Origin of the sequence: Duganella sp. CY15W (assembly GCF_009857555.1) — a bacterium.
Taxonomy (GTDB): Bacteria; Pseudomonadota; Gammaproteobacteria; order Burkholderiales; family Burkholderiaceae_D; genus Rugamonas; species Rugamonas sacchari.
On sequence record NZ_WWCQ01000006.1, the window covers coordinates 102,753 to 120,683 of the forward strand.

General features: G+C 62.9%; 12 protein-coding genes and 1 other RNA gene. 8 read left to right on the forward strand and 5 right to left on the reverse strand.

All coding sequences use genetic code 11. The features are described from left to right. Positions 1-124: 124 nt before the first annotated feature. Positions 125-1,609 (forward strand): 4-hydroxy-3-polyprenylbenzoate decarboxylase, encoded by a 1,485-nt coding sequence (ubiD, locus tag GTP58_RS25230; protein WP_072786234.1) that lies wholly within the window; start codon positions 125-127, stop codon positions 1,607-1,609. Positions 1,610-1,624: 15 nt separating this feature from the next. After that, an RNA gene (ffs, locus tag GTP58_RS25235) (signal recognition particle sRNA small type) lies at positions 1,625-1,723 on the forward strand. Between the two features lie 43 nt (positions 1,724-1,766). Here ffs and GTP58_RS25240 read toward each other — a convergent pair. Further along, entirely contained in the window at positions 1,767-2,420 is a 654-nt protein-coding gene (locus GTP58_RS25240) for a hypothetical protein (RefSeq protein ID WP_161079815.1), read from the reverse strand. Between the two features lie 114 nt (positions 2,421-2,534). Between GTP58_RS25240 and dnaX the strand changes: the two genes are divergently transcribed. From dnaX to GTP58_RS25260, 4 genes are read left to right on the forward strand one after another with little or no spacing between them, the layout of a single operon-like run. Continuing rightward, complete coding sequence (gene dnaX / locus GTP58_RS25245) at positions 2,535-4,964, forward strand: DNA polymerase III subunit gamma/tau (protein ID WP_161079816.1); 2,430 nt, start codon at positions 2,535-2,537, stop codon at positions 4,962-4,964. A gap of 39 nt (positions 4,965-5,003) precedes the next feature. Continuing rightward, on the forward strand, positions 5,004-5,330 hold the full coding sequence (locus GTP58_RS25250) for a YbaB/EbfC family nucleoid-associated protein (protein WP_072786237.1): 327 nt from the start codon (positions 5,004-5,006) through the stop codon (positions 5,328-5,330). Between the two features lie 6 nt (positions 5,331-5,336). Beyond that, positions 5,337-5,927 (forward strand): recombination mediator RecR, encoded by a 591-nt coding sequence (gene recR, locus GTP58_RS25255; RefSeq protein WP_072786238.1) that lies wholly within the window; start codon positions 5,337-5,339, stop codon positions 5,925-5,927. Beyond that, positions 5,924-7,141 carry a CaiB/BaiF CoA-transferase family protein gene (locus GTP58_RS25260; protein WP_161079817.1) on the forward strand — a complete coding sequence of 406 codons (1,218 nt, stop codon included), beginning with the start codon at positions 5,924-5,926 and terminating at the stop codon, positions 7,139-7,141. Before recR ends, GTP58_RS25260 begins: the two co-directional genes overlap by 4 nt. 18 nt (positions 7,142-7,159) lie before the next feature. Here the strand turns inward: GTP58_RS25260 and GTP58_RS25265 are convergent, their stop codons facing one another. Both GTP58_RS25265 and GTP58_RS25270 read right to left on the reverse strand, forming a co-directional pair. Next, positions 7,160-9,253, reverse strand: a complete 2,094-nt coding sequence (locus GTP58_RS25265) for a bifunctional diguanylate cyclase/phosphodiesterase (protein ID WP_161079818.1) — start codon at positions 9,251-9,253, stop codon at positions 7,160-7,162. Between the two features lie 2 nt (positions 9,254-9,255). After that, the gene (locus tag GTP58_RS25270; RefSeq protein ID WP_161079819.1) at positions 9,256-11,997 is read right to left on the reverse strand and encodes a response regulator; all 2,742 of its coding nucleotides are present in this window, start codon (positions 11,995-11,997) and stop codon (positions 9,256-9,258) included. Between the two features lie 131 nt (positions 11,998-12,128). Between GTP58_RS25270 and GTP58_RS25275 the strand changes: the two genes are divergently transcribed. Next, entirely contained in the window at positions 12,129-13,325 is a 1,197-nt protein-coding gene (locus tag GTP58_RS25275; RefSeq protein ID WP_161079820.1) for a glycosyltransferase, read from the forward strand. On the opposite strand, the gene GTP58_RS25280 is transcribed toward GTP58_RS25275, so the two are convergent. Next, positions 13,322-15,736, reverse strand: coding sequence for a TonB-dependent receptor (locus tag GTP58_RS25280; protein ID WP_161079821.1), 2,415 nt, complete (start codon positions 15,734-15,736; stop codon positions 13,322-13,324). The genes GTP58_RS25275 and GTP58_RS25280 overlap by 4 nt on opposite strands. Before the next feature lie 114 nt (positions 15,737-15,850). On the opposite strand from GTP58_RS25280, the gene GTP58_RS25285 reads away from it, so the two are divergent. Next, complete coding sequence (locus GTP58_RS25285; protein ID WP_072786245.1) at positions 15,851-16,906, forward strand: GlxA family transcriptional regulator; 1,056 nt, start codon at positions 15,851-15,853, stop codon at positions 16,904-16,906. Between the two features lie 55 nt (positions 16,907-16,961). Here the strand turns inward: GTP58_RS25285 and GTP58_RS25290 are convergent, their stop codons facing one another. Further along, the gene (locus GTP58_RS25290; RefSeq protein ID WP_161079822.1) at positions 16,962-17,882 is read right to left on the reverse strand and encodes a PEP-CTERM sorting domain-containing protein; all 921 of its coding nucleotides are present in this window, start codon (positions 17,880-17,882) and stop codon (positions 16,962-16,964) included. Positions 17,883-17,931: the final 49 nt, after the last annotated feature.

Here is a 17,931-nt window from a genome sequence, read left to right on the forward strand (position 1 = left end):
ACTCGTGTGTTATAACTTTTAAATCTAGCTTTTTGCCATGTGTGCGGCGGAAAACCAATAAAATCAACCACTTGACCTGTATTTTTAAACAGTGCGCTTTAATGTAAGAAAATATTAAAAAACGATGAAATATTCCGATCTACGAGATTTTATTTCTCAACTGCAACGGATGGGCGAACTTAAACCCATTTTGACACCTGTTTCGCCACATTTAGAGATGACCGAGGTTTGCGACCGCACCTTGCGGGCTGGCGGACCTGCCTTGCTGTTCCAGAATCCGACCGGGCACAGCATGCCGGTACTGGGTAATTTGTTCGGTACGCCACGCCGCGTGGCGCTGGGCATGGGCGCGAACGATGTCACCGAATTGCGCAAGATCGGCCATGTGCTGTCGCGCCTCAAGGAGCCGGAGCCGCCCAAGGATTTCAAGGACCTGATGGGCCTGGGCTCGCTGGTCAAAGCCGTGTGGGACATGGCGCCCAAAGAGCTGCGCGGTGCGCCATGCCAGGAAATCGTGTGGGAAGGCGCCGATGTCGATTTGTCGAAATTGCCGATTCAGCACTGCTGGCCCGGCGATGTGGCGCCTTTAATTACCTGGGGTCTGGTGATTACCAAAGGTCCTAATAAGAAGCGCCAGAATCTGGGCATCTATCGCCAGCAGGTGCTGGGGCCGAACAAGGTCATCATGCGCTGGCTGGCGCATCGCGGCGGCGCGCTCGACTTCCGCGAGCACGCCATCCAAAGCAAAGGCAAGCCTTATCCTGTCTGCGTCGCTTTGGGAGCGGACCCCGCTACTATATTAGGTGCGGTGACGCCGGTGCCGGACAGCCTGTCGGAATACCAGTTTGCCGGCCTGCTGCGCGGCAGCCGTACCGAGCTGGTCAAGGCCATCGGCAGCGAGCTGCGTGTGCCGGCCTCGGCGGAGATTGTGCTGGAAGGCCATATCTATCCTGACGAAAATCATCCGTCGGGTTATGAGCATGCGCTGGAAGGGCCGTATGGCGACCACACCGGTTATTACAATGAGCAGGACTGGTTCCCGGTATTTACGATCGACCGCATCACGATGCGCCGCGATCCGATCTATCACTCGACCTACACCGGCAAGCCGCCGGATGAGCCAGCCGTGCTGGGCCTGGCGCTGAACGAGGTTTTCGTGCCGCTGCTGCAAAAGCAGTTCAGCGAGATCACCGACTTCCACCTGCCGGCCGAGGGCTGCAGCTATCGCATGGCGGTGGTCCAGATCAAGAAGCAGTACGCGGGCCACGCCAAGCGCGTGATGTTTGGTGTGTGGAGCTTCCTGCGCCAGTTCATGTACACCAAGTTTATTGTGGTGGTCGATGAGGACGTCAACATCCGCGACTGGAATGAAGTGATCTGGGCCATCACGACGCGCGTCGATCCGACCCGCGACACCACGCTGGTCGATAACACGCCGATTGATTACCTGGACTTCGCCTCGCCGGTCAGCGGTCTGGGCAGCAAGATGGGCATTGACGCCACCAACAAATGGCCGGGTGAAACCAGCCGTGAGTGGGGCACGGTGATCGCCATGTCACCCGAGGTGAAAACACGCGTCGACCAAATTTGGCAGGAATTGGGACTCTAAGATATAATGCGTGCTGGCGGGCCCCTGCGCATTGTGGCATGGTCAACCTGGTCAGGTCGGGAACGAAGCAGCCACAGCCGTTCACCATAAGTGCCGCAGATCAGGCTCGCCTCCTTATTCAAGAAAAAAGCCATGTGTTAGATCACATGGCTTTTTTTTATTCGCTGTCGAGTTCGGCTTCGTACGGCCGCTCGGAGGCGACCATCAGCGGATTTTCCTTCAACAGCGCCGAGTCAGCCTTCAGCTTGATCTGGTTGCGGGCATCGGTGTTGTAGACCGCGTTGCCAATCTTGAGCTGCGCCGGATGGCTGAACTTGAAGGTGACGGTCTTGGCGCTCGGCGCGAACAGGCTCAGCGCCCCTGCCATTTTCTTGATCGCCTGATTCATCTGGCCGATGCTGCCCATGACCTGGGCATAGTTCCACTGCATGCCCTCCGGTACCGGCGTGGTGGCGTCCCAGCCGACGGCGGACTTCTCTTCCTTGGGCAGGCTGGTCATGATCTTGGTGTCGTCGCTCATCCATTTGGGATTCGGCACCAGCGCCATGCGGAAGTCGGCGGACAGGGCCGGCAATTGCTGGCGCTCGCCGCCGTGCACCGCCGTCAAGATGACATCGCCCGGCTTGATGCTCTTGTTGTTCGGCTTGACGGTCACATACAGGCTGATCTTGTCGCGTTCCGCAGCGGGCAGCGCGTAGAACTTGTCGATGCGCAGGTCTTCCACCAGTTTTTTATAGGGCAGCCATTCGCGTTCATCGGCGTGGGCGGCGAAGGACAGCAGCAGCGCGGGAAGCAGGGCGAGTTTTTTCATTTTTTGCATGTTAAAAGAAAAACAAATTGTAGGCGGAAAAGGCAGACTTACCTAATCTAGTCGTGACTTGTTACAATTGCCGCTTTGGCACCCGCGATACGGTAAAATCCCAGCATGTCCTATCAAGTCCTCGCCCGCAAATACCGCCCCCGGAACTTCGAAACGCTCGTCGGTCAGGAGCACGTGGTTCGCGCGCTGACGCATGCTTTGCATAGCGGTCGGCTGCATCACGCCTATCTGTTCACCGGCACCCGTGGAGTCGGCAAGACCACCTTGTCGCGTATTCTGGCCAAGTCGCTCAACTGCGTTGGCCCGGATGGCAATGGCGGCATCACCGCGACGCCATGCGGCGTGTGCGAAGCATGCACCGCCATCGACGCCGGCCGTTTTGTCGATTACATCGAGATGGACGCGGCGTCCAACCGCGGCGTCGACGAGATGGCGCAGTTGCTGGAACAGGCGGTGTACGCGCCAAGCAATGCACGCTTCAAGGTCTATATGATCGACGAGGTGCACATGCTGACCAACCACGCCTTCAACTCGATGCTGAAGACGCTGGAAGAACCGCCGGAGCACGTCAAGTTCATTCTGGCGACCACCGACCCGCAAAAGATTCCGGTGACGGTGCTGTCGCGCTGCCTGCAATTCAACCTGAAGCAGATGCCGCCAGGGCATATCATCGGCCATCTGGAAAATATTCTGGGCCAGGAAGGCATCACCTTTGAGCATCCGGCGCTGCGCCTGCTGGCGACCGGCGCCCATGGCTCGATGCGCGATGCGCTGTCGCTGACCGACCAGGCGATTGCCTACGCCGCTGGCGAGGTAACGCTGGACGCGGTGCAAGGCATGCTGGGCGCGCTCGACCAGTCGTATCTGATCCGTTTGCTGGATGCCTTGGCCGCGCAGGATGGCGCTGACCTGTTGGCGGTGGCCGACGAGATGGCGACCCGCAGCCTGTCGTACAACGGCGCCTTGCAGGATCTGGGCACCTTGCTGCACCGGATCGCGCTGGCGCAGACCGTGCCTACCGCCGTGCCGGAAGATTTGCCGGAGTATGCGGACATCGTGCGCCTTGCCGCCGCGTTTGATGCGGAAGAAGTGCAACTGTATTACCAGATTGCTGTCCATGGCCGCAACGAACTGGGCCTGGCGCCGGATGAATATGCCGGTTTCTCGATGACCTTGTTACGGATGCTGGCCTTTCGCCCCGGCGTAGGCGGGGCTGAAGGACAAGCTGCAACGGCCACACCAGCCGTGTCGCGCCAGGCGGCGATGGCGTCGGCCCGCGCTGCGGCCGGTGCGCCGCCGGCCCGCGCGGCCGCGAATGTACAGGCAAACCATGCCAGCGTGGTGCCACCGTCGGTAGTTGCCGGCGCGGCAGCGATGGCTGCGGCCGCTGCCGCACCGGCGCCTGCAGCACCGGCACCAGCACCAGCCATCTCGCAGCCAGTCGCCGCACCCGCACCGATGTCTGCCGCACCAAGCGCGCCACCGCCTGCAGTATCGGCTGCTGCGATGCCAGCCGTCGCTGCGCCAGCGCCATCGGGCGCACCGATCAGCACCGCGCGCGCAGCCATCAACGCGGCGCTGGAAGCGGCCCGTGCCGCATCCCGTCCTGGTGGGCGCCCGGCGGCCAGCGCACCAGCTGCCACATCAGCCAATGCACCTGCGGGACCGTCCTCGCCTCCCAGCGTAAGCGCCGCTTCGACGGCGCCTGCACCTTCGGCTCCTGCGGCTGCTTATGCGCCACCGTCGCAGCCGACGCAAGCGCCGTCTGCCGCGTACACGCCGCCAGCCGCATCCTTGCAGGCCAAGGCGCCGCAACGCCCGGCGCCGTGGGAAGACATGCCGCCAGCCGCCGACATGGGCGGCACTGCCGTGCTGGAAGCGCCTGCGCGCCAGGCTGTACAGCCACAGCAAGCTGCGGCGGACGACGACCTGCCGCCATGGGTCACCGAATTCTCGGATGACTCCGCCATGCCGGCACAGGGCGCGCCGCATCCGTACGCGCCCGCAGCAGCGGCACCGCAAGCTGCACCGGCCGATGATCCGCACGCCATCGCCATGCCAGTACGCGCAGCGCCGGCGCCCGCGAAAGCGCCGTACGCATACGTCATCACGCCGGTCGCTGAACTGGACTGGGATGGCAACTGGCCCGCCGTCGCTGCTGCACTGCCATTGCGCGGCACGGCCCAGCAGCTGGCCATGCAGTCTGAGCTGGTGAAATGCGGCTTTGAAGGCAATGCCACCGTGTTCACCATCCGCGTGCCGATCGAAACCTGGCGTACGCCGGGCAACCTCGAAAAGCTCACGGCCGCACTGAGCGAACGCTTTGACCGGCCGGTGCGCGTGGACAGCGAACTGGGCGCCGTGTGGTACACCGCCAGCGCCGAAGCGCAGGCCTACCGCGAAGCCTGTCAGCGTGCGGCGGAAGAAACCGTCGCCAACGATCCTTTTGTGAACAGCATGATCCGCGAACTGGATGCCTGGGTGGTCCCAGGCTCCGTCGTGCCGCCGCAAACCAGCGCGGCTGCGGCTGCCTGATCACCTCTTTCAACTTACCGAAACCCGGAGAACTCCACCATGATGAAAAACCAACTGGCCGGCCTGATGAAGCAAGCCCAGGCAATGCAAGACAATATGAAAAAGGCCCAGGACTCGCTGGCCCTGATCGAAGTGGAAGGCCAGTCCGGCGCCGGCCTGGTCAAGGTCGTGATGACCTGCAAGAACGACGTCAAGCGCGTGTCGATCGACCCATCGCTGCTGGCCGACGACAAGGACATGCTGGAAGATCTGGTGGCCGCTGCCTTCAACGACGCCGTGCGCAAAGCCGAAGCCACCGCTGCAGAAAAAATGAGCGGCTTGACCTCCGGCATGAATCTGCCAGCCGGCTTCAAGATGCCTTTCTAAGGAACCATGTCCAAGTCGCTGGAATTTCTGACCGAAGCGCTGCGCCGGCTGCCCGGCGTGGGGCCGAAGTCGGCGCAGCGCATGGCCTTCCATCTCCTGCAGCATGACCGCGAAGGCGCGGACATGCTGTCGCGCGCACTGCATCAGGCGGTCAGCGCCGTGCATCACTGCGCACTCTGCAATACCTTTACCGAAGAAGATGTCTGCGATACCTGCAGCGATGAGGAACGCGACCGCCACCTGCTGTGCGTGGTCGAGACGCCCGCCGACCAGCTCATGATCGAGCAGACCCTCACGTACAAAGGCCTGTACTTTGTACTCATGGGCCGGCTGTCGCCGCTGGATGGGATAGGCCCGCGCGACATTCATCTGGAAAAGCTGGTGGCGCGCGCCACCGATGGCCTGGTCACCGAGGTGGTGCTGGCCACCAATTTCACCAACGAAGGCGAAGCCACCGCGCACTACATCAGCGAAATGCTGAAAGCGCGCGGCTTGCGTGTGAGCCGTCTGGCGCGCGGCGTGCCGGTTGGCGGGGAACTCGAATATGTAGACGCGGGCACCATCGCCCGCGCCATGCTGGATCGAAGGGCGACATGACGACCAAGAACACCGCCGGGCCGTTGGCCGGCATCAAGGTACTGGAACTGGGCACGCTGATCGCGGGCCCTTTTTGTGCGCGCATGCTGGCGGAGTTTGGCGCCGAGGTCATCAAGGTCGAGTCGCCGGACGGTGGCGATCCGATCCGCAAATGGCGGGTGTTGAAAGATGGTACGTCGCTGTGGTGGTCGGTACAGTCGCGCAACAAGAAATCGCTGACGCTGAACATGAAGCATGCGCAGGGCCGCGAGATCGCGCGCAAGCTGGCGCTGGAAGCGGACCTCATCATCGAGAACTACCGCCCTGGCGTGCTGGAAAAATGGGAGCTCGGCTACGAGCAGCTCAAGGCGGTTGATGCGTCAACCATCATGGTGCGCCTGTCAGGCTTTGGCCAGACCGGACCGATGAAGGATTTGCCGGGCTTTGGCGCCATCGGTGAATCGATGGGCGGCTTGCGCTATGTGTCCGGCCACGCGGACCGGCCGCCGGTGCGCGTGGGCGTGTCGATTGGCGATTCGGTCGCCGCGCTGCACGGCGTGATCGGCGCCATGATGGCCTTGCGCCACCGCGACGCAACCGGCGGCAAGCGCAAAGGCGAGGGCCAGATGGTGGACGTGGCCTTGTATGAATCGGTGTTCAACCTGATGGAATCGCTGGTGCCGGAGTTTGACCATGCGGGCGTGGTGCGCGAGCGCACGGGCGGTTCGCTGCCGGGCATCGTGCCGTCCAACACTTACACCACCAGGGATGGCGAAAACATCGTAATTGCCGGCAATGGCGACGCGATCTTCAAGCGGCTGATGCTGGCCATGGGCCGCATCGACATGGCCGGTAATCCTGAGCTGGAGCGCAACGACGGCCGCGTCAGGCACACGCAGATGATCGACGATGCGATTCAGGCCTGGTGCGAGACGCAGGATATCGACAGCGCGCTGACCGTGCTGAAAGCGGCCGATGTCCCGGCCGGCAAAATCTACTCCGTGCGCGACATGATGACGGACCCGCAATTCCTGGCGCGCGACATGTTCGAACAACACCAGTTCGCCGATGGCACGCCGGTCAAGCTGCCCGCGATCTCGCCCAAGCTGTCGGCCACGCCAGGCCACACCAAATGGATAGGCCCAAGCCTGGGCCAGCACAACGACGAAATTCTCCAGTCCCTGGGCTACACCGCGCAAGCCATTGCCGCGATGAAGCAGGATGGCGTGCTGTAGCTGTACCAGAGAGTGGCATCACGTCATCGCCATTGCGCGCTGGCTGGCGAGCAGGCTGGGGATGAGCTCGGGTGGGGAGGGATGGCCCAGGTAGTAGCCTTGGGCCATGTCGCAGCCGTATTGTTCCAGCAGGACCAGCTGGGCGTCGGTTTCCACGCCTTCGGCAACCACTGCCATCTTCAGGCCGTGTGCCATGGCGACAATGGCGCGCGTGATGGCGGCGTTTTCCGCATCCAGCGGTAGGCCGCTGATGAAGCTGCGGTCTATTTTCAGCGCGCGGACGTCAAAGCGCTTGAGGTAGTTCATCGATGAGTAGCCGGTGCCGAAATCGTCGATCGACAAAAATACGCCAATGCCGCGCAACTGTTCCAGCGTGACCATGGTGGCGCGCGCGTCGTCCATGAGCGTGCCTTCGGTGAGTTCGAGTTCCAGCAGCTCGGCCGGCAGGCCGGTGTCGTGCAGGGCGGACAGCACGCTTTGCGTGAGGTTTTCATCCTTGAACTGTTTGGCCGACAGGTTCACCGCCACGCGCACCGGCCGCCTGCCGGGCAGTTGCCAGGTCGTGGCCTGCTGGCAGGCGGTGCGCAATACCCATTCGCCGATCGGTACGATGAGGCCGGTCTCTTCGGCCAGCGGAATGAATTCGGTCGGTGAGATCACGCCGCGCTCGGGATGCTTCCAGCGCACCAGTGCTTCAAAGCCGACGATCTGCGTGCTGGCAACGTCGATCTGCGGCTGGTAGAGCAGGTACAGTTCATCATTCTGCAAGGCCTTGCGCAGGCCGACCTCCAGCTTGACATGGCTCATGATCTGCATGGTCAGCGAGGAGCTGTACAGCTTGGCGTTGTTCTTGCCGCAGTTCTTGGCGTGGTACATGGCTGTGTCTGCATACTTGAGCAGCGAGTTGCAGTCTTCGCCGTCTTCCGGATACAGCGAGATGCCGATGCTGGCGGTGACGAAGATTTCGTGCGCTTCCAGCAGGAAGGGCCGGCGCATGGCTTCTTTGACGCGCTGGGCGACGTTGAGCGCGTTCTCCACCTTGTCCAGGTCGGGGATCAGGATGGTGAATTCGTCGCCGCCCAGGCGGGCCAGGTTGGTGCACACCAGATCGCCGGGCCGCGTGGTGTCGCGCAGGCGATCGGACACGGCCTTGAGCAGATGGTCGCCGACATCATGCCCCAGCGTGTCGTTGATGCGCTTGAACGCATCGAGGTCCATGAACAGCACGGCGAATTTTTTGTTGGCCTTGCGCGAGCGCACCAGTTCAGCCTCCAGCGTTTCCAGAAACGCCTGCCGATTCGGGATGCCGGTCAGCGAGTCGCAATAGGCGAGGCGGCGGATTTGCTCTTCACTGCGCTTGCGCTCGCTAATGTCGCGTACCAGACCCAGTACCTCGTCCGGGCCGGTGGCCACCAGCCGCGCTTCGAAGTGGCGCGCCGGCAGGGGCGCGGGACCGGGCAATGGCAGTTGATAGTCCAGCGAACGGATGTGCTGGGTCTGCAGCACCGAGTGCACCTGCTCCAGCATGTGGCCGGCGATTTCCGGTGGCAGCACCTGGCTAAGATGCCGGCCCACGCACAGGTCGCTGGCGAAGACACTGCTGGCCTCGTGGCCTTGTTCGTAATCGAGATAGTAGCCATCTTTGTTCATGCGAAAGAAGGTGTCGGGAATCGCCGCCAGCACGGCGCGGTGCTGGGCATCGGCAATGCGCAGGCGGCTGATGGCGTCGCTGGCGCGCAGCACGTACAGCACGCGGTGGCCCAGTATTGGCCAGTTGATGGGCTTGGACACAAAGTCGGTGGCGCCCGCCTCGTAGGCGCGCGTCACCGATTCCAGCTCATCGCCGCCCGTGACCATGATGATGGGCACGGTACTGTGGGTTTCCAGCTGGCGGATCTCGCGGCACACGGCAAGGCCGTCCAGACCGGGCATGTCCACATCCAGCAGCACCAGGTCGGGTGACGCGCTTTGATAGCGGGCGATGGCCTGGAGGCCGTCTTCCGCCTCGATGGCGTCCAGGCCGACCTGCGCCAGCATTTCGAGCATCAGCAAACGCATGGTGGGATCATCGTCCGCGACCAGTACCAGGCCGCGCTTGGGGGAGGTTGCCATGATCAGATTTCCTTTTCCAGGAGGGCTCCCAACGCCTGCCGCGCGGCCTGGAAAGAGCGTTCCATATCGGCCAGCAGTGGCGCGGCGCCGGCGGTGGTGTCGTTACGTCCTAGTTGTTCCAGTTCCTTGCTGCGCTGCGCCAGCGCGTCGGCGCCGACATTGGCGGCGCTGGACTTGAGGCTGTGCGCGGCCTTGCGCATCCCTTCCGTATTCTCGGCCGTAATGGCCTGGCGGATAGTGTGCAGATGGGTGGGCGTGTCGTGGAGGAAGGCGTGCAGCACGCGCTCCAGCAGGGCGCCGCCATTGTTGGGGCTGAGCGCGCGGATATTGTCCAGCGCCTGCAGGTTGATGTGTTCGTCCGCCTGCGGTGGCGCTGGCTCGGCAGGCGCGGCCGCGATGCGGGGCAGGTTGATCCAGCGGGACAGCGTCTGCCCCAGCGCCTGCTGGGTGAAAGGCTTGCTCAGGTAGTCATCCATGCCGGCGGCAAGACAGGATTCGCGGTCGCCTTGCAGCGCGTTGGCGGTGATCGCAATGATGGGCAGGTTGCGCGCGCGGCCATGTTGCTGTTCGTGACGGCGGATTTCAGTGGTGGCGGCAAAACCGTCCATCACGGGCATCTGGCAGTCCATGAGGATGACGTCGAAGTCGTCTTCCTGGACGGAGTGCAGTGCCTCTTCGCCATTGCAGGCGCGGCGCACGTCGAGCCCCAGACCTTCCAGCATCGCGCTGGCGACTTCAACGTTGACGGGGTTGTCTTCGGCAAGCAGAACCTTGCGGCCCTTGCGCACGCGTGACGCGTTGCCGGCGCTGAGTGTCGTCAACGGCGGTGCGGCCGCTGCGCTGGCGGCGCGCGTCTCGCGCCCGCGTGCCGAGGTGGTGAGGGCTTCGTACAAATCGCAGTCACGCGCGGGCTTGATGAGCTGGAATGCAGCGCCTGCTGCGCGTAGCTGTACGTTATCGGCAGCGTTGTGTTCAGTGCTGAGCAGGAGTAGCCGCATGGCGCACAATGCCGGCTCGCCGTGGATGGCGGCCGCCAGCGCCAGGCCGCTGGTGCGGGGCAGCTGCATGTCGAGCAGTGCGGCATCATAAGCTTGTCCGCTGGCGGCCGCTTGCAGCAGCTGGGGCAGGGCGTCGGTAGCGCTGGCGTGGGCGCAGTGGATGCGCCACGACGTCAGCTGCCGCTCCAGCGCGCTGCGGCTGGCAGGGTTGTCATCGACTATCAAAGCGCGGATTCCCTGGGTGGCGGTGGACGGGTCGTCGCTGTCAACACGACGTTTGTCAAAATTTACGGCAAACCAAAACACCGAACCTTGAGTTAGCGCATGATCCACGCCAATTTCGCCGCCCATGAGTCCCACCAGTTGTTTTGAGATCGCCAGTCCCAGGCCGGTGCCGCCGTGTTTGCGCGTGGTGGAACCGTCGGCTTGTGAGAAGGAATCGAAGATGCGCGCGCGTGCTTCGGCGGAGATGCCGATGCCGGTGTCGTGGACTTCAAACCGCAGTCCCACCGATTGCGCGTCTTCCTGCACCACATGCACTTTGACGGTGATCTGGCCGCTGTCGGTAAATTTGATGGCGTTGCCAAGCAGGTTGAACAGCACCTGGCGCAGACGGTTGGGGTCGCCGCAGATCGCCAGCGGGATGTGGTGGGCGACGTCCAGCTCCAGCCGCAGTCCCTTGGCCTGCGCCTGTGGCGAAAACACATTCTCGATGTCGTCCAGTAGGTCGCGGAAATTGAAATGGATGTATTCCACCGTGAGCTTGCCCGCTTCGATTTTGGAAAAGTCGAGAATGTCGTTGATGATGACCAGCAGATGCTCGCCCGAGCGCTTGACCATGCTGGTGTAGTGGCGCTGCTGTTCCGACAGGCGGGTTGCCAGCAGCAGGTCGGTCATGCCAAGGACGCCGTTCATGGGGGTACGGATTTCGTGGCTCATGGTGGCCAGGAAGGCGCTTTTGGCCTGGCTCGCGGCCTCGGCGGCGTTCTTGGCTTTTTCCAGTTGTTCGGTGCGGACGCTGACCTGGCGCTCCAGCTGGTCGCGATACTGGGCCAGCGCGGCATCGCGGCCTTCGACTTGGGCCAGCATGTCGTTGAAGCTGTCGATCAATGCGCCGAGCTCGTCATTGCGCTGATGGGCGATGCGTGGCGTGGCTGTGCCTTGGCTGACTTGCCGGGCGGCGGCGATGAGCTGGTTGATAGGCTCGCTGAGGCTGTCCTTGAAGCGTGCCCCGTTCAGCCGGGCTAGCATGAAGGACAAGGCGGCGGCAAATGCGGCGACGCCGAGGGTTTTCAGAATCTCCGGCCACATATGGCTTTGCGTGGCCTCCAGCAGCAGGATGCCGTCGCCGTCGCGCAGTGCATGGTAAAGGCGCGTGGTGGCAGCCCAGGGTGGACCGTTGTGTTCGACACGGATGCGGAGGTCATCGATGGCCGCTGGCGCGTCCGGCGCGGCTTGGTCCGGCGACAGCTGTGGCGAACGGTAACGGCTGCGCAGTGTGCCATCGTTGTCGTAGATAACTGCTTGCAGGATGGTGTCATCGGCAGCAAGGACGTTAAGCACAGGCTGGCGCTCGCTGACGAGCATGGCGGCCAGTGTGGTGAGCCGCTGAGCATCTTTCTCGCGATGGCTGACGACAGAGGCTGCCGCAAACAGCACAAATACCAGCAGCAGCGCGCTGCCGGTCGACACCACCGAGATGCGCGTCAGCTTTTGATGCGGACCGGAGCGTTCAATGTTGAACATCGCAAGGCCTCATTCATAAATGCCAATAAGAAAAATATATGCTTCAGGCAAGCTCGACTTTGATCCGGGTTAAGGCGGGCACGTTTGCGCAAGCTCAAACAACCCATGCGTGACAGTTGCAAGCTGTGGGAATGGAACGCAAAAAAATCTTGTTTGTGGCGGAAGCGGTCACACTGGCGCATGTGGGGCGTCCGCTCGCGCTGGCGCAGACGCTGGACCGGCAGCGCTACGAGGTGCACTTTGCCTGCGCGCCGGGTTATGAGATGTTCCTGGCGGGCAGCGACCTCAGCACATGGGTGCTGCACAGCATTTCCGGCGAACGTTTTCTGGCGGCGCTCGCAGCCGGCAAGCCCGTCTACGACAGGGCCACGCTGGCGCAGTACGTCCTGGATGATGTGGCGCTGCTGGAGGCGGTGCGGCCGGATGTGGTGGTGGGCGACTTCCGTTTGTCGCTGTCGGTCAGCGCGCGTGTGGCGCGGGTGCCGTACGTGGCGCTGATCAACGCTTACTGGAGCCCGTACGTCAAACAGCACTACCATGTGCCGGCGCTGCCGATGACGCGCGTGTTGCCGATTGCACTCGCGGAGCGTCTGTTTCGTGGCGTGAGGCCGCTGGCGTTCGCCTTGCATAGCCGTCCGCTCAACCAGGTACGGCGCGCGTATCGCCTGCCATCGCTGGGCTATGACTTGCGGCGCATCTACACTGATGCGGACCACGTGCTGTACCCGGATTTGCCCGAGATGTTTCCACCGCTCGACATGCCAACGACGCACAGTTATCTAGGGCCGGTGATCTGGTCGCCGCCGGTGGCCTTGCCGGCATGGTGGGATACCTTGCCGGCTGGCCGGCGCATCGTTTATGTCACGCTGGGTAGCTCGGGGCAGGCGGCGTTGCTGCCGACCTTGCTGGAGGCCCTGGCGCCGCTGCCGGTCACGGTGCTGGTGGCAACTGCGGGCCATGCGGTGCCGGCGAACGTGCCGTCCAATGCGCGTCTGGCGCCGTACCTGCCGGGCATGCTGGCCGCGCAGCGTGCCAGTCTGGTGATCTGCAATGGCGGCAGTCCGACCAGCCAGCAGGCGCTGGTGGCGGGCGTGCCGGTGCTGGGGATCGCCGGGAATCTGGACCAGTACCTCAACATGCAGGGTGTGCTGCGCATGGGCGCCGGCATCCTGTTGCGTTCGGACCGGGTGCGGGAAAAGCAGCTGCGCGCGGCAACGCTGCAATTGCTGGAACACGCCGGTCCGCGTGCGGCGGCGGCCGGCGTATCCTTGCAGTGCCTGCGCTACGACGCGGGTGTGCGTCTGGCGCAGCTGCTGGCGGCGATTTAAAGCTGGGCGCGCAATTCCAGCGCAATCACGCGCGGCTTGCTGACGTAGACGTACGGTGAACCCACGGCCGAGCCCAGCGTACTGACCGACACATACTGTTTGTTGGTCAGGTTGCTGACCACCAGGCCCACACCCCAGCGGCCGGACGCCGCCGTCCAGCCCACGCGCGCGTCCACGCGTTCACGCGCCTTGCCCGCGCCGACCACGCTGTCCGGCAGGCAGTTACCGGTCGCGCTGGTATCGGCATTGCAGCGCTTCTTGCCCTGATAGCCGTACATCAGGTTGACGTCGGCTTTGCCGTCGGCGACCGGCCACTTGGCGGCCACGCCAGCCGAGGCGCTCAGGTACGGCGCGCCTGCCGGCTGCCCATCCAGGCTGACGCCGGTTGGGGCGACATAATGATCGTAGGTCTGGTCCAGATATTCCAGCGAGCCGTTCAGGCGCCAGATGCGGTTCAGCTTCCATTGGCCTTCCAGATCCACGCCGGTGGCCTTCTGGTCGCTGTTGACGATCTGGTAGACCGGAATGCCGCTGGTGGCGCTGGCCGGCACCAGCGTCAGGCTTTGCAGGTTGGTGTATTTGTAGCGGAACACCGAGGCGCCGTAGCTTAGGCCCAGCGAATTCACGCTGCCTTTCAGGCCGGCCTCCAGATTGGTCACGAGCTCCTTGTCGTACTGGCCGTTGACGCCCACTGCGTCAAAGCCGCCGGACTGGTAGCCCTTGCTCCACGATACATACGCCATGTGGTCCGGCGTCAGGTGATGGTCGAGCACGACACGCGGGCTGAAGTTGTTCCAGCTCTTGTCCGCGCTGAACGGCGCCTTGGCCGAACCTGGATTGGTGAACTGGATATTGCTCGTCGTGACCGCCTTGAGCGTGGCCGCCTGGGTTGCGGTCAACAGCCTGGCGGCGACCAGCGACGGGAAGAAATTGGCCTGGTTGAGCGCGGCCAGCGTGGTGTCCAGTCCGCTTGCGGTACGCGACGGGTTGTACCAGCTGAACGATTTCTGGTCATGCGTGTAGCGGCCGCCCAGCGTCAGGTTGCTGCTGTCGCTGACGTGCCAGATGGCGTCGCCATACACGGCGTAGGCGCGGTACTCGCCCTTGTCGTGCATGTACTCGGACCAGGACTGGCCCAGCAGGTTGACGCCTTGCAGCGCGCCGTTGCCGGTGGCCTTGCCCAAGCCCTGTGCCAACGCCGTCAGCGTGGCATATGGCGACAGGCCGGCCGAGTGATTGATGATGGTGTCCAGCGAGGTGGTGGTGGCCGACACGCTCTGCACCGACGCCGCGCGTTCGCGGTAGGCGCTGACGCCGCTGACCCAGTTGATCTTGCCGGTCTCGCCGCTGAGCTTGAACTCCTGCTGCCAGGTCGCGTTGGATTCAACGATGCCGGTGGACAGCGCCGTGGCCGCGTTGGCGCCCGCATCGTTGTCCTGCCAGTTCTGGGCGTTGTAGTGGCGGTAGGCCGTGGTGCTGGTCAGCGTGGCAAACGACAGCGGGGTTTCGATGCGCAGCGTCACGCCGTCGAAGGTGCGGCCCTGCATGTCCGGTTCGGCGTCATTGTTGAGCTGGGTATTCAGCGGATTGGTCCACGTGGCCGGCCCGCCGTAATTGATCTTGTTGTTGGTGAGCGAGAACACGGGCGGGCCGGAGGCGCGCATCACCTCATGTTCCCAGCTCAGCGTGGCGGCGCTGTCGTCGCCTTGCCAGCGCACGGCCGCGCGCACGCCGCGGTCGCCATCATCGCCCATGCGCTTGCCGTTGTAGGCGTTGCGTGCCCAGCCGTCATCCTGCTGGGTAACGGCGGAAATCCGCAGCGACAGGCTGTCGGTAAGCGGCGTGTTGTACAGGGCTTCCGCGTGGCGCGTGCCATGGCTGCCGATGCGCACCAGGCCGTTGGCTTCGACGCGGTTGACAGGGTCATTGGTGACGATGGAAATGGCGCCCGCCGCAGCGTTGCGGCCAAACAGCGTGCCTTGCGGCCCCTTCAGCACCTCGATGCGCTTGACGTCGTTGAAGTTGAGCAGCGAGCCACCGTTCTTGCCGGTGTAGACGCCATCGGTGTAAATGCCCACGGGCGAATCGGTGCCGATGCCGAAGTCTTGCGTGCCCACACCGCGCAGGTAGACCGATGGCCGCACGGACTGCGAGGTATCGATCGACAGGCCCGGCACAAAGGCATCCACATCGCCGAGGTTGGCAACGCCGATGTCCTTGAGCGCGGCGCCCGACATGGTCTGGACGGCGATCGGGACGTTTTGAATTTGCTGGCTGCGGCTCTGGGCCGTCACCACGACCACTTGTTCCGTCTCTTGTGCAAAGCTGGTGGTCGCGGCCATGCTTGCCAGCGCCACACTGACCGCGCTGGCGCACAAGCGCTGCGGCAGCCGTTGTTGAATCAAACTCACTTTCATCTCCCGTTGAACGTACAATTTTTGACTTCAAAACGCCGGCTGATCGCCTGCTGAAAATGATTCTAAGGTTTGCTTTCTTCTAAAAATAGGAGCAATATCGCCATAATCATGACCAATATCGCCAACCCCATCCCGCATTTCGAGGCACAAGTGCTGTGTTTGCCTGAGGCTATCATGGGAACGGTGTTCAACGCGGCCGACGTGCTGAGGCTGGCTGCAACCGTGCTGAAGTTGCGAAATCCCCACGCTGTCAGCCCCCTGAGCTGGAAAATCGTGACGCCGGCCGGCAGTCCGGCCTTGTTCGATACTTCGGTCGCAGGCGTGTTTGCTTCGACCTCGGAGGTGACGGCGCCGCCGCATCGCCGCTTGCTGATTATTCCAGCGCTGTACGTGTCCAATGCGCTGGAATTGCCGTTGCTGGCCACACGCTATCCGGCCGTGATGACGATGCTGAAGGCGCATGTGGAGCAGGGTGGGATTATCGCAGCCTGTTCGACCGGCCTGATTTTTCCTGCGCTGGCCGGCATGTTGGACGGCTTGACGCTTGATGCACACTGGGCCTTCAAGGCGTTCTTCCGCCGCCGCTTCCCCGCCTGTGATTTCTCCAGCCCGGATGCCATGAGTTTTTATCCGCAGCTGTACACTTGCGTGGCGCCGTCGCAGCAGACCGATTTCCTGATCGAGATATTGACGCGCATGGTAGATGCCGAAGCAGCACAAGGCTGTGCGCGGCTGCTGCAGCTGCAATCGGAACGCCAGGAGCAAGGCAACCAGCTGTCGGAGCGTGACTGGCTGTCGATGACCTCGGACAGTCCCGTGTACCGTGCCAAGCAGTGGCTGGAAGCGAATATCGAACAGCCCTATGATTTGTCGGCACTGGCAGCGGTGGCATCATCCAGCGAGCGCACCTTGCTGCGCCACTTCCAGAGCGTGCTCGGCATGACGCCGCTCGACTATCTGCAGGACCTGCGCGTGCAGCGTGCCAAGGTGATGCTGGAGATTAGTCTGAACAGCCTGCAAACCATCGCCAATGCCTGCGGTTACACCAACGCCAGCACCTTCAGCAAACTGTTCCGCCGGGCGATGGGCATGAGTCCGGGCGAGTATCGCAAGCATCACACCTTCCGTACCAAGCGCGCGCACTGGCGTGTGACGCGTGGATAAAAAAAGCGGATCAGGTGGCTACGCCTGATCCGCTGTCAAGGACCGCTGCAACAGGTCAGGACTGCACCTTGCGGCGCGTGCCCAGCGCGAGTCCCGCAAAGCCGAGGCCAATCAATGCCAGCGTGGCTGGCTCAGGTATCGTCGCAAAGCTTTGCGACGAATCCACTTTCAGGAACGGTACCGTGGTGGGTGTGGAGCCGTCCCACATCATGGTCGGGGTGAAGAACGACGGCACATTGGTGGTGCCGGTGAACTTGTCGATAAAGATGGAGCCGGTGACGGCGTTCAGGTAATTGGTGTCCACATAGTCGATCATGAAGCGCGAATCGAAGGAGCCGGTGCCGACGTTGCCCGAGGCGCTAAAGCTGGCGTCGTTGAACACCAGGTGGCCGGACATAATCAGCACGCCGTCGCCATCACCGCCGCCACCACCGCAACCGGCCGAGGTGACGCCTTCGCCATAGCAGCGCACGGTGTTGCCGTTATTGCCGGGAACGGCCTTGCTGCCGTCAGTGATGTTATCGAGGTAGATGGCAACGTTCTGCACACCGGCATGCGCGGCATCCACATCCATCGCAGCAGACTGCGTAGCGGGCAGGCCGAAGTGTGCGGTGGTGGCGGTCTGTGAATTGACCAGTTCCTGAAAGCGTACCACCTTGCTGATTTCAAACGTGGTGTTCAGACCGGCCGGCGTGACGATGGCGGGAATGTTGCTGTTCGACATAGTACCCACCACCATTTGCGAGCGCAGTTCGGTCAGGTAGGGCGCAGTGGCGCCAGGGCCGACGATGCGGCCGGGAACAAAGCCAGTGGACAGACCGGTGTCGGTGACATTGGTCCACAGGTCGGCGTAGGTGCTGTAGGCGCCAGTACCGGTAGGGTCCAGGCCCAGCGTGGGGCCGGCGCTGGCCGTCAGCGGCGTCGCCAGCGCGGTGGCCAGCATGGCGATGGCCAGCGCAATTGGAGAGGTTTTCATGAATGCTCCTGAAGGTGAGGCCAAGGGAATCGAGGCCGTGAGGAGCTAA

Excerpts from the sequence above, each read along its gene's own strand:
- dnaX (WP_161079816.1), top strand. The coding sequence starts at position 2,535 with ATGTCCTATCAAGTCCTCGCCCGCAAATACCGCCCCCGGAACTTCGAA.
- recR (WP_072786238.1), top strand. The coding sequence starts at position 5,337 with ATGTCCAAGTCGCTGGAATTTCTGACCGAAGCGCTGCGCCGGCTGCCC.
- GTP58_RS25265 (WP_161079818.1), bottom strand. The coding sequence starts at position 9,253 with ATGGCAACCTCCCCCAAGCGCGGCCTGGTACTGGTCGCGGACGATGAT.
- GTP58_RS25260 (WP_161079817.1), top strand. The coding sequence starts at position 5,924 with ATGACGACCAAGAACACCGCCGGGCCGTTGGCCGGCATCAAGGTACTG.
- GTP58_RS25290 (WP_161079822.1), bottom strand. The coding sequence starts at position 17,882 with ATGAAAACCTCTCCAATTGCGCTGGCCATCGCCATGCTGGCCACCGCG.
- GTP58_RS25285 (WP_072786245.1), top strand. The coding sequence starts at position 15,851 with ATGACCAATATCGCCAACCCCATCCCGCATTTCGAGGCACAAGTGCTG.
- GTP58_RS25270 (WP_161079819.1), bottom strand. The coding sequence starts at position 11,997 with ATGTTCAACATTGAACGCTCCGGTCCGCATCAAAAGCTGACGCGCATC.
- ubiD (WP_072786234.1), top strand. The coding sequence starts at position 125 with ATGAAATATTCCGATCTACGAGATTTTATTTCTCAACTGCAACGGATG.
- GTP58_RS25275 (WP_161079820.1), top strand. The coding sequence starts at position 12,129 with ATGGAACGCAAAAAAATCTTGTTTGTGGCGGAAGCGGTCACACTGGCG.
- GTP58_RS25250 (WP_072786237.1), top strand. The coding sequence starts at position 5,004 with ATGATGAAAAACCAACTGGCCGGCCTGATGAAGCAAGCCCAGGCAATG.
- GTP58_RS25240 (WP_161079815.1), bottom strand. The coding sequence starts at position 2,420 with ATGAAAAAACTCGCCCTGCTTCCCGCGCTGCTGCTGTCCTTCGCCGCC.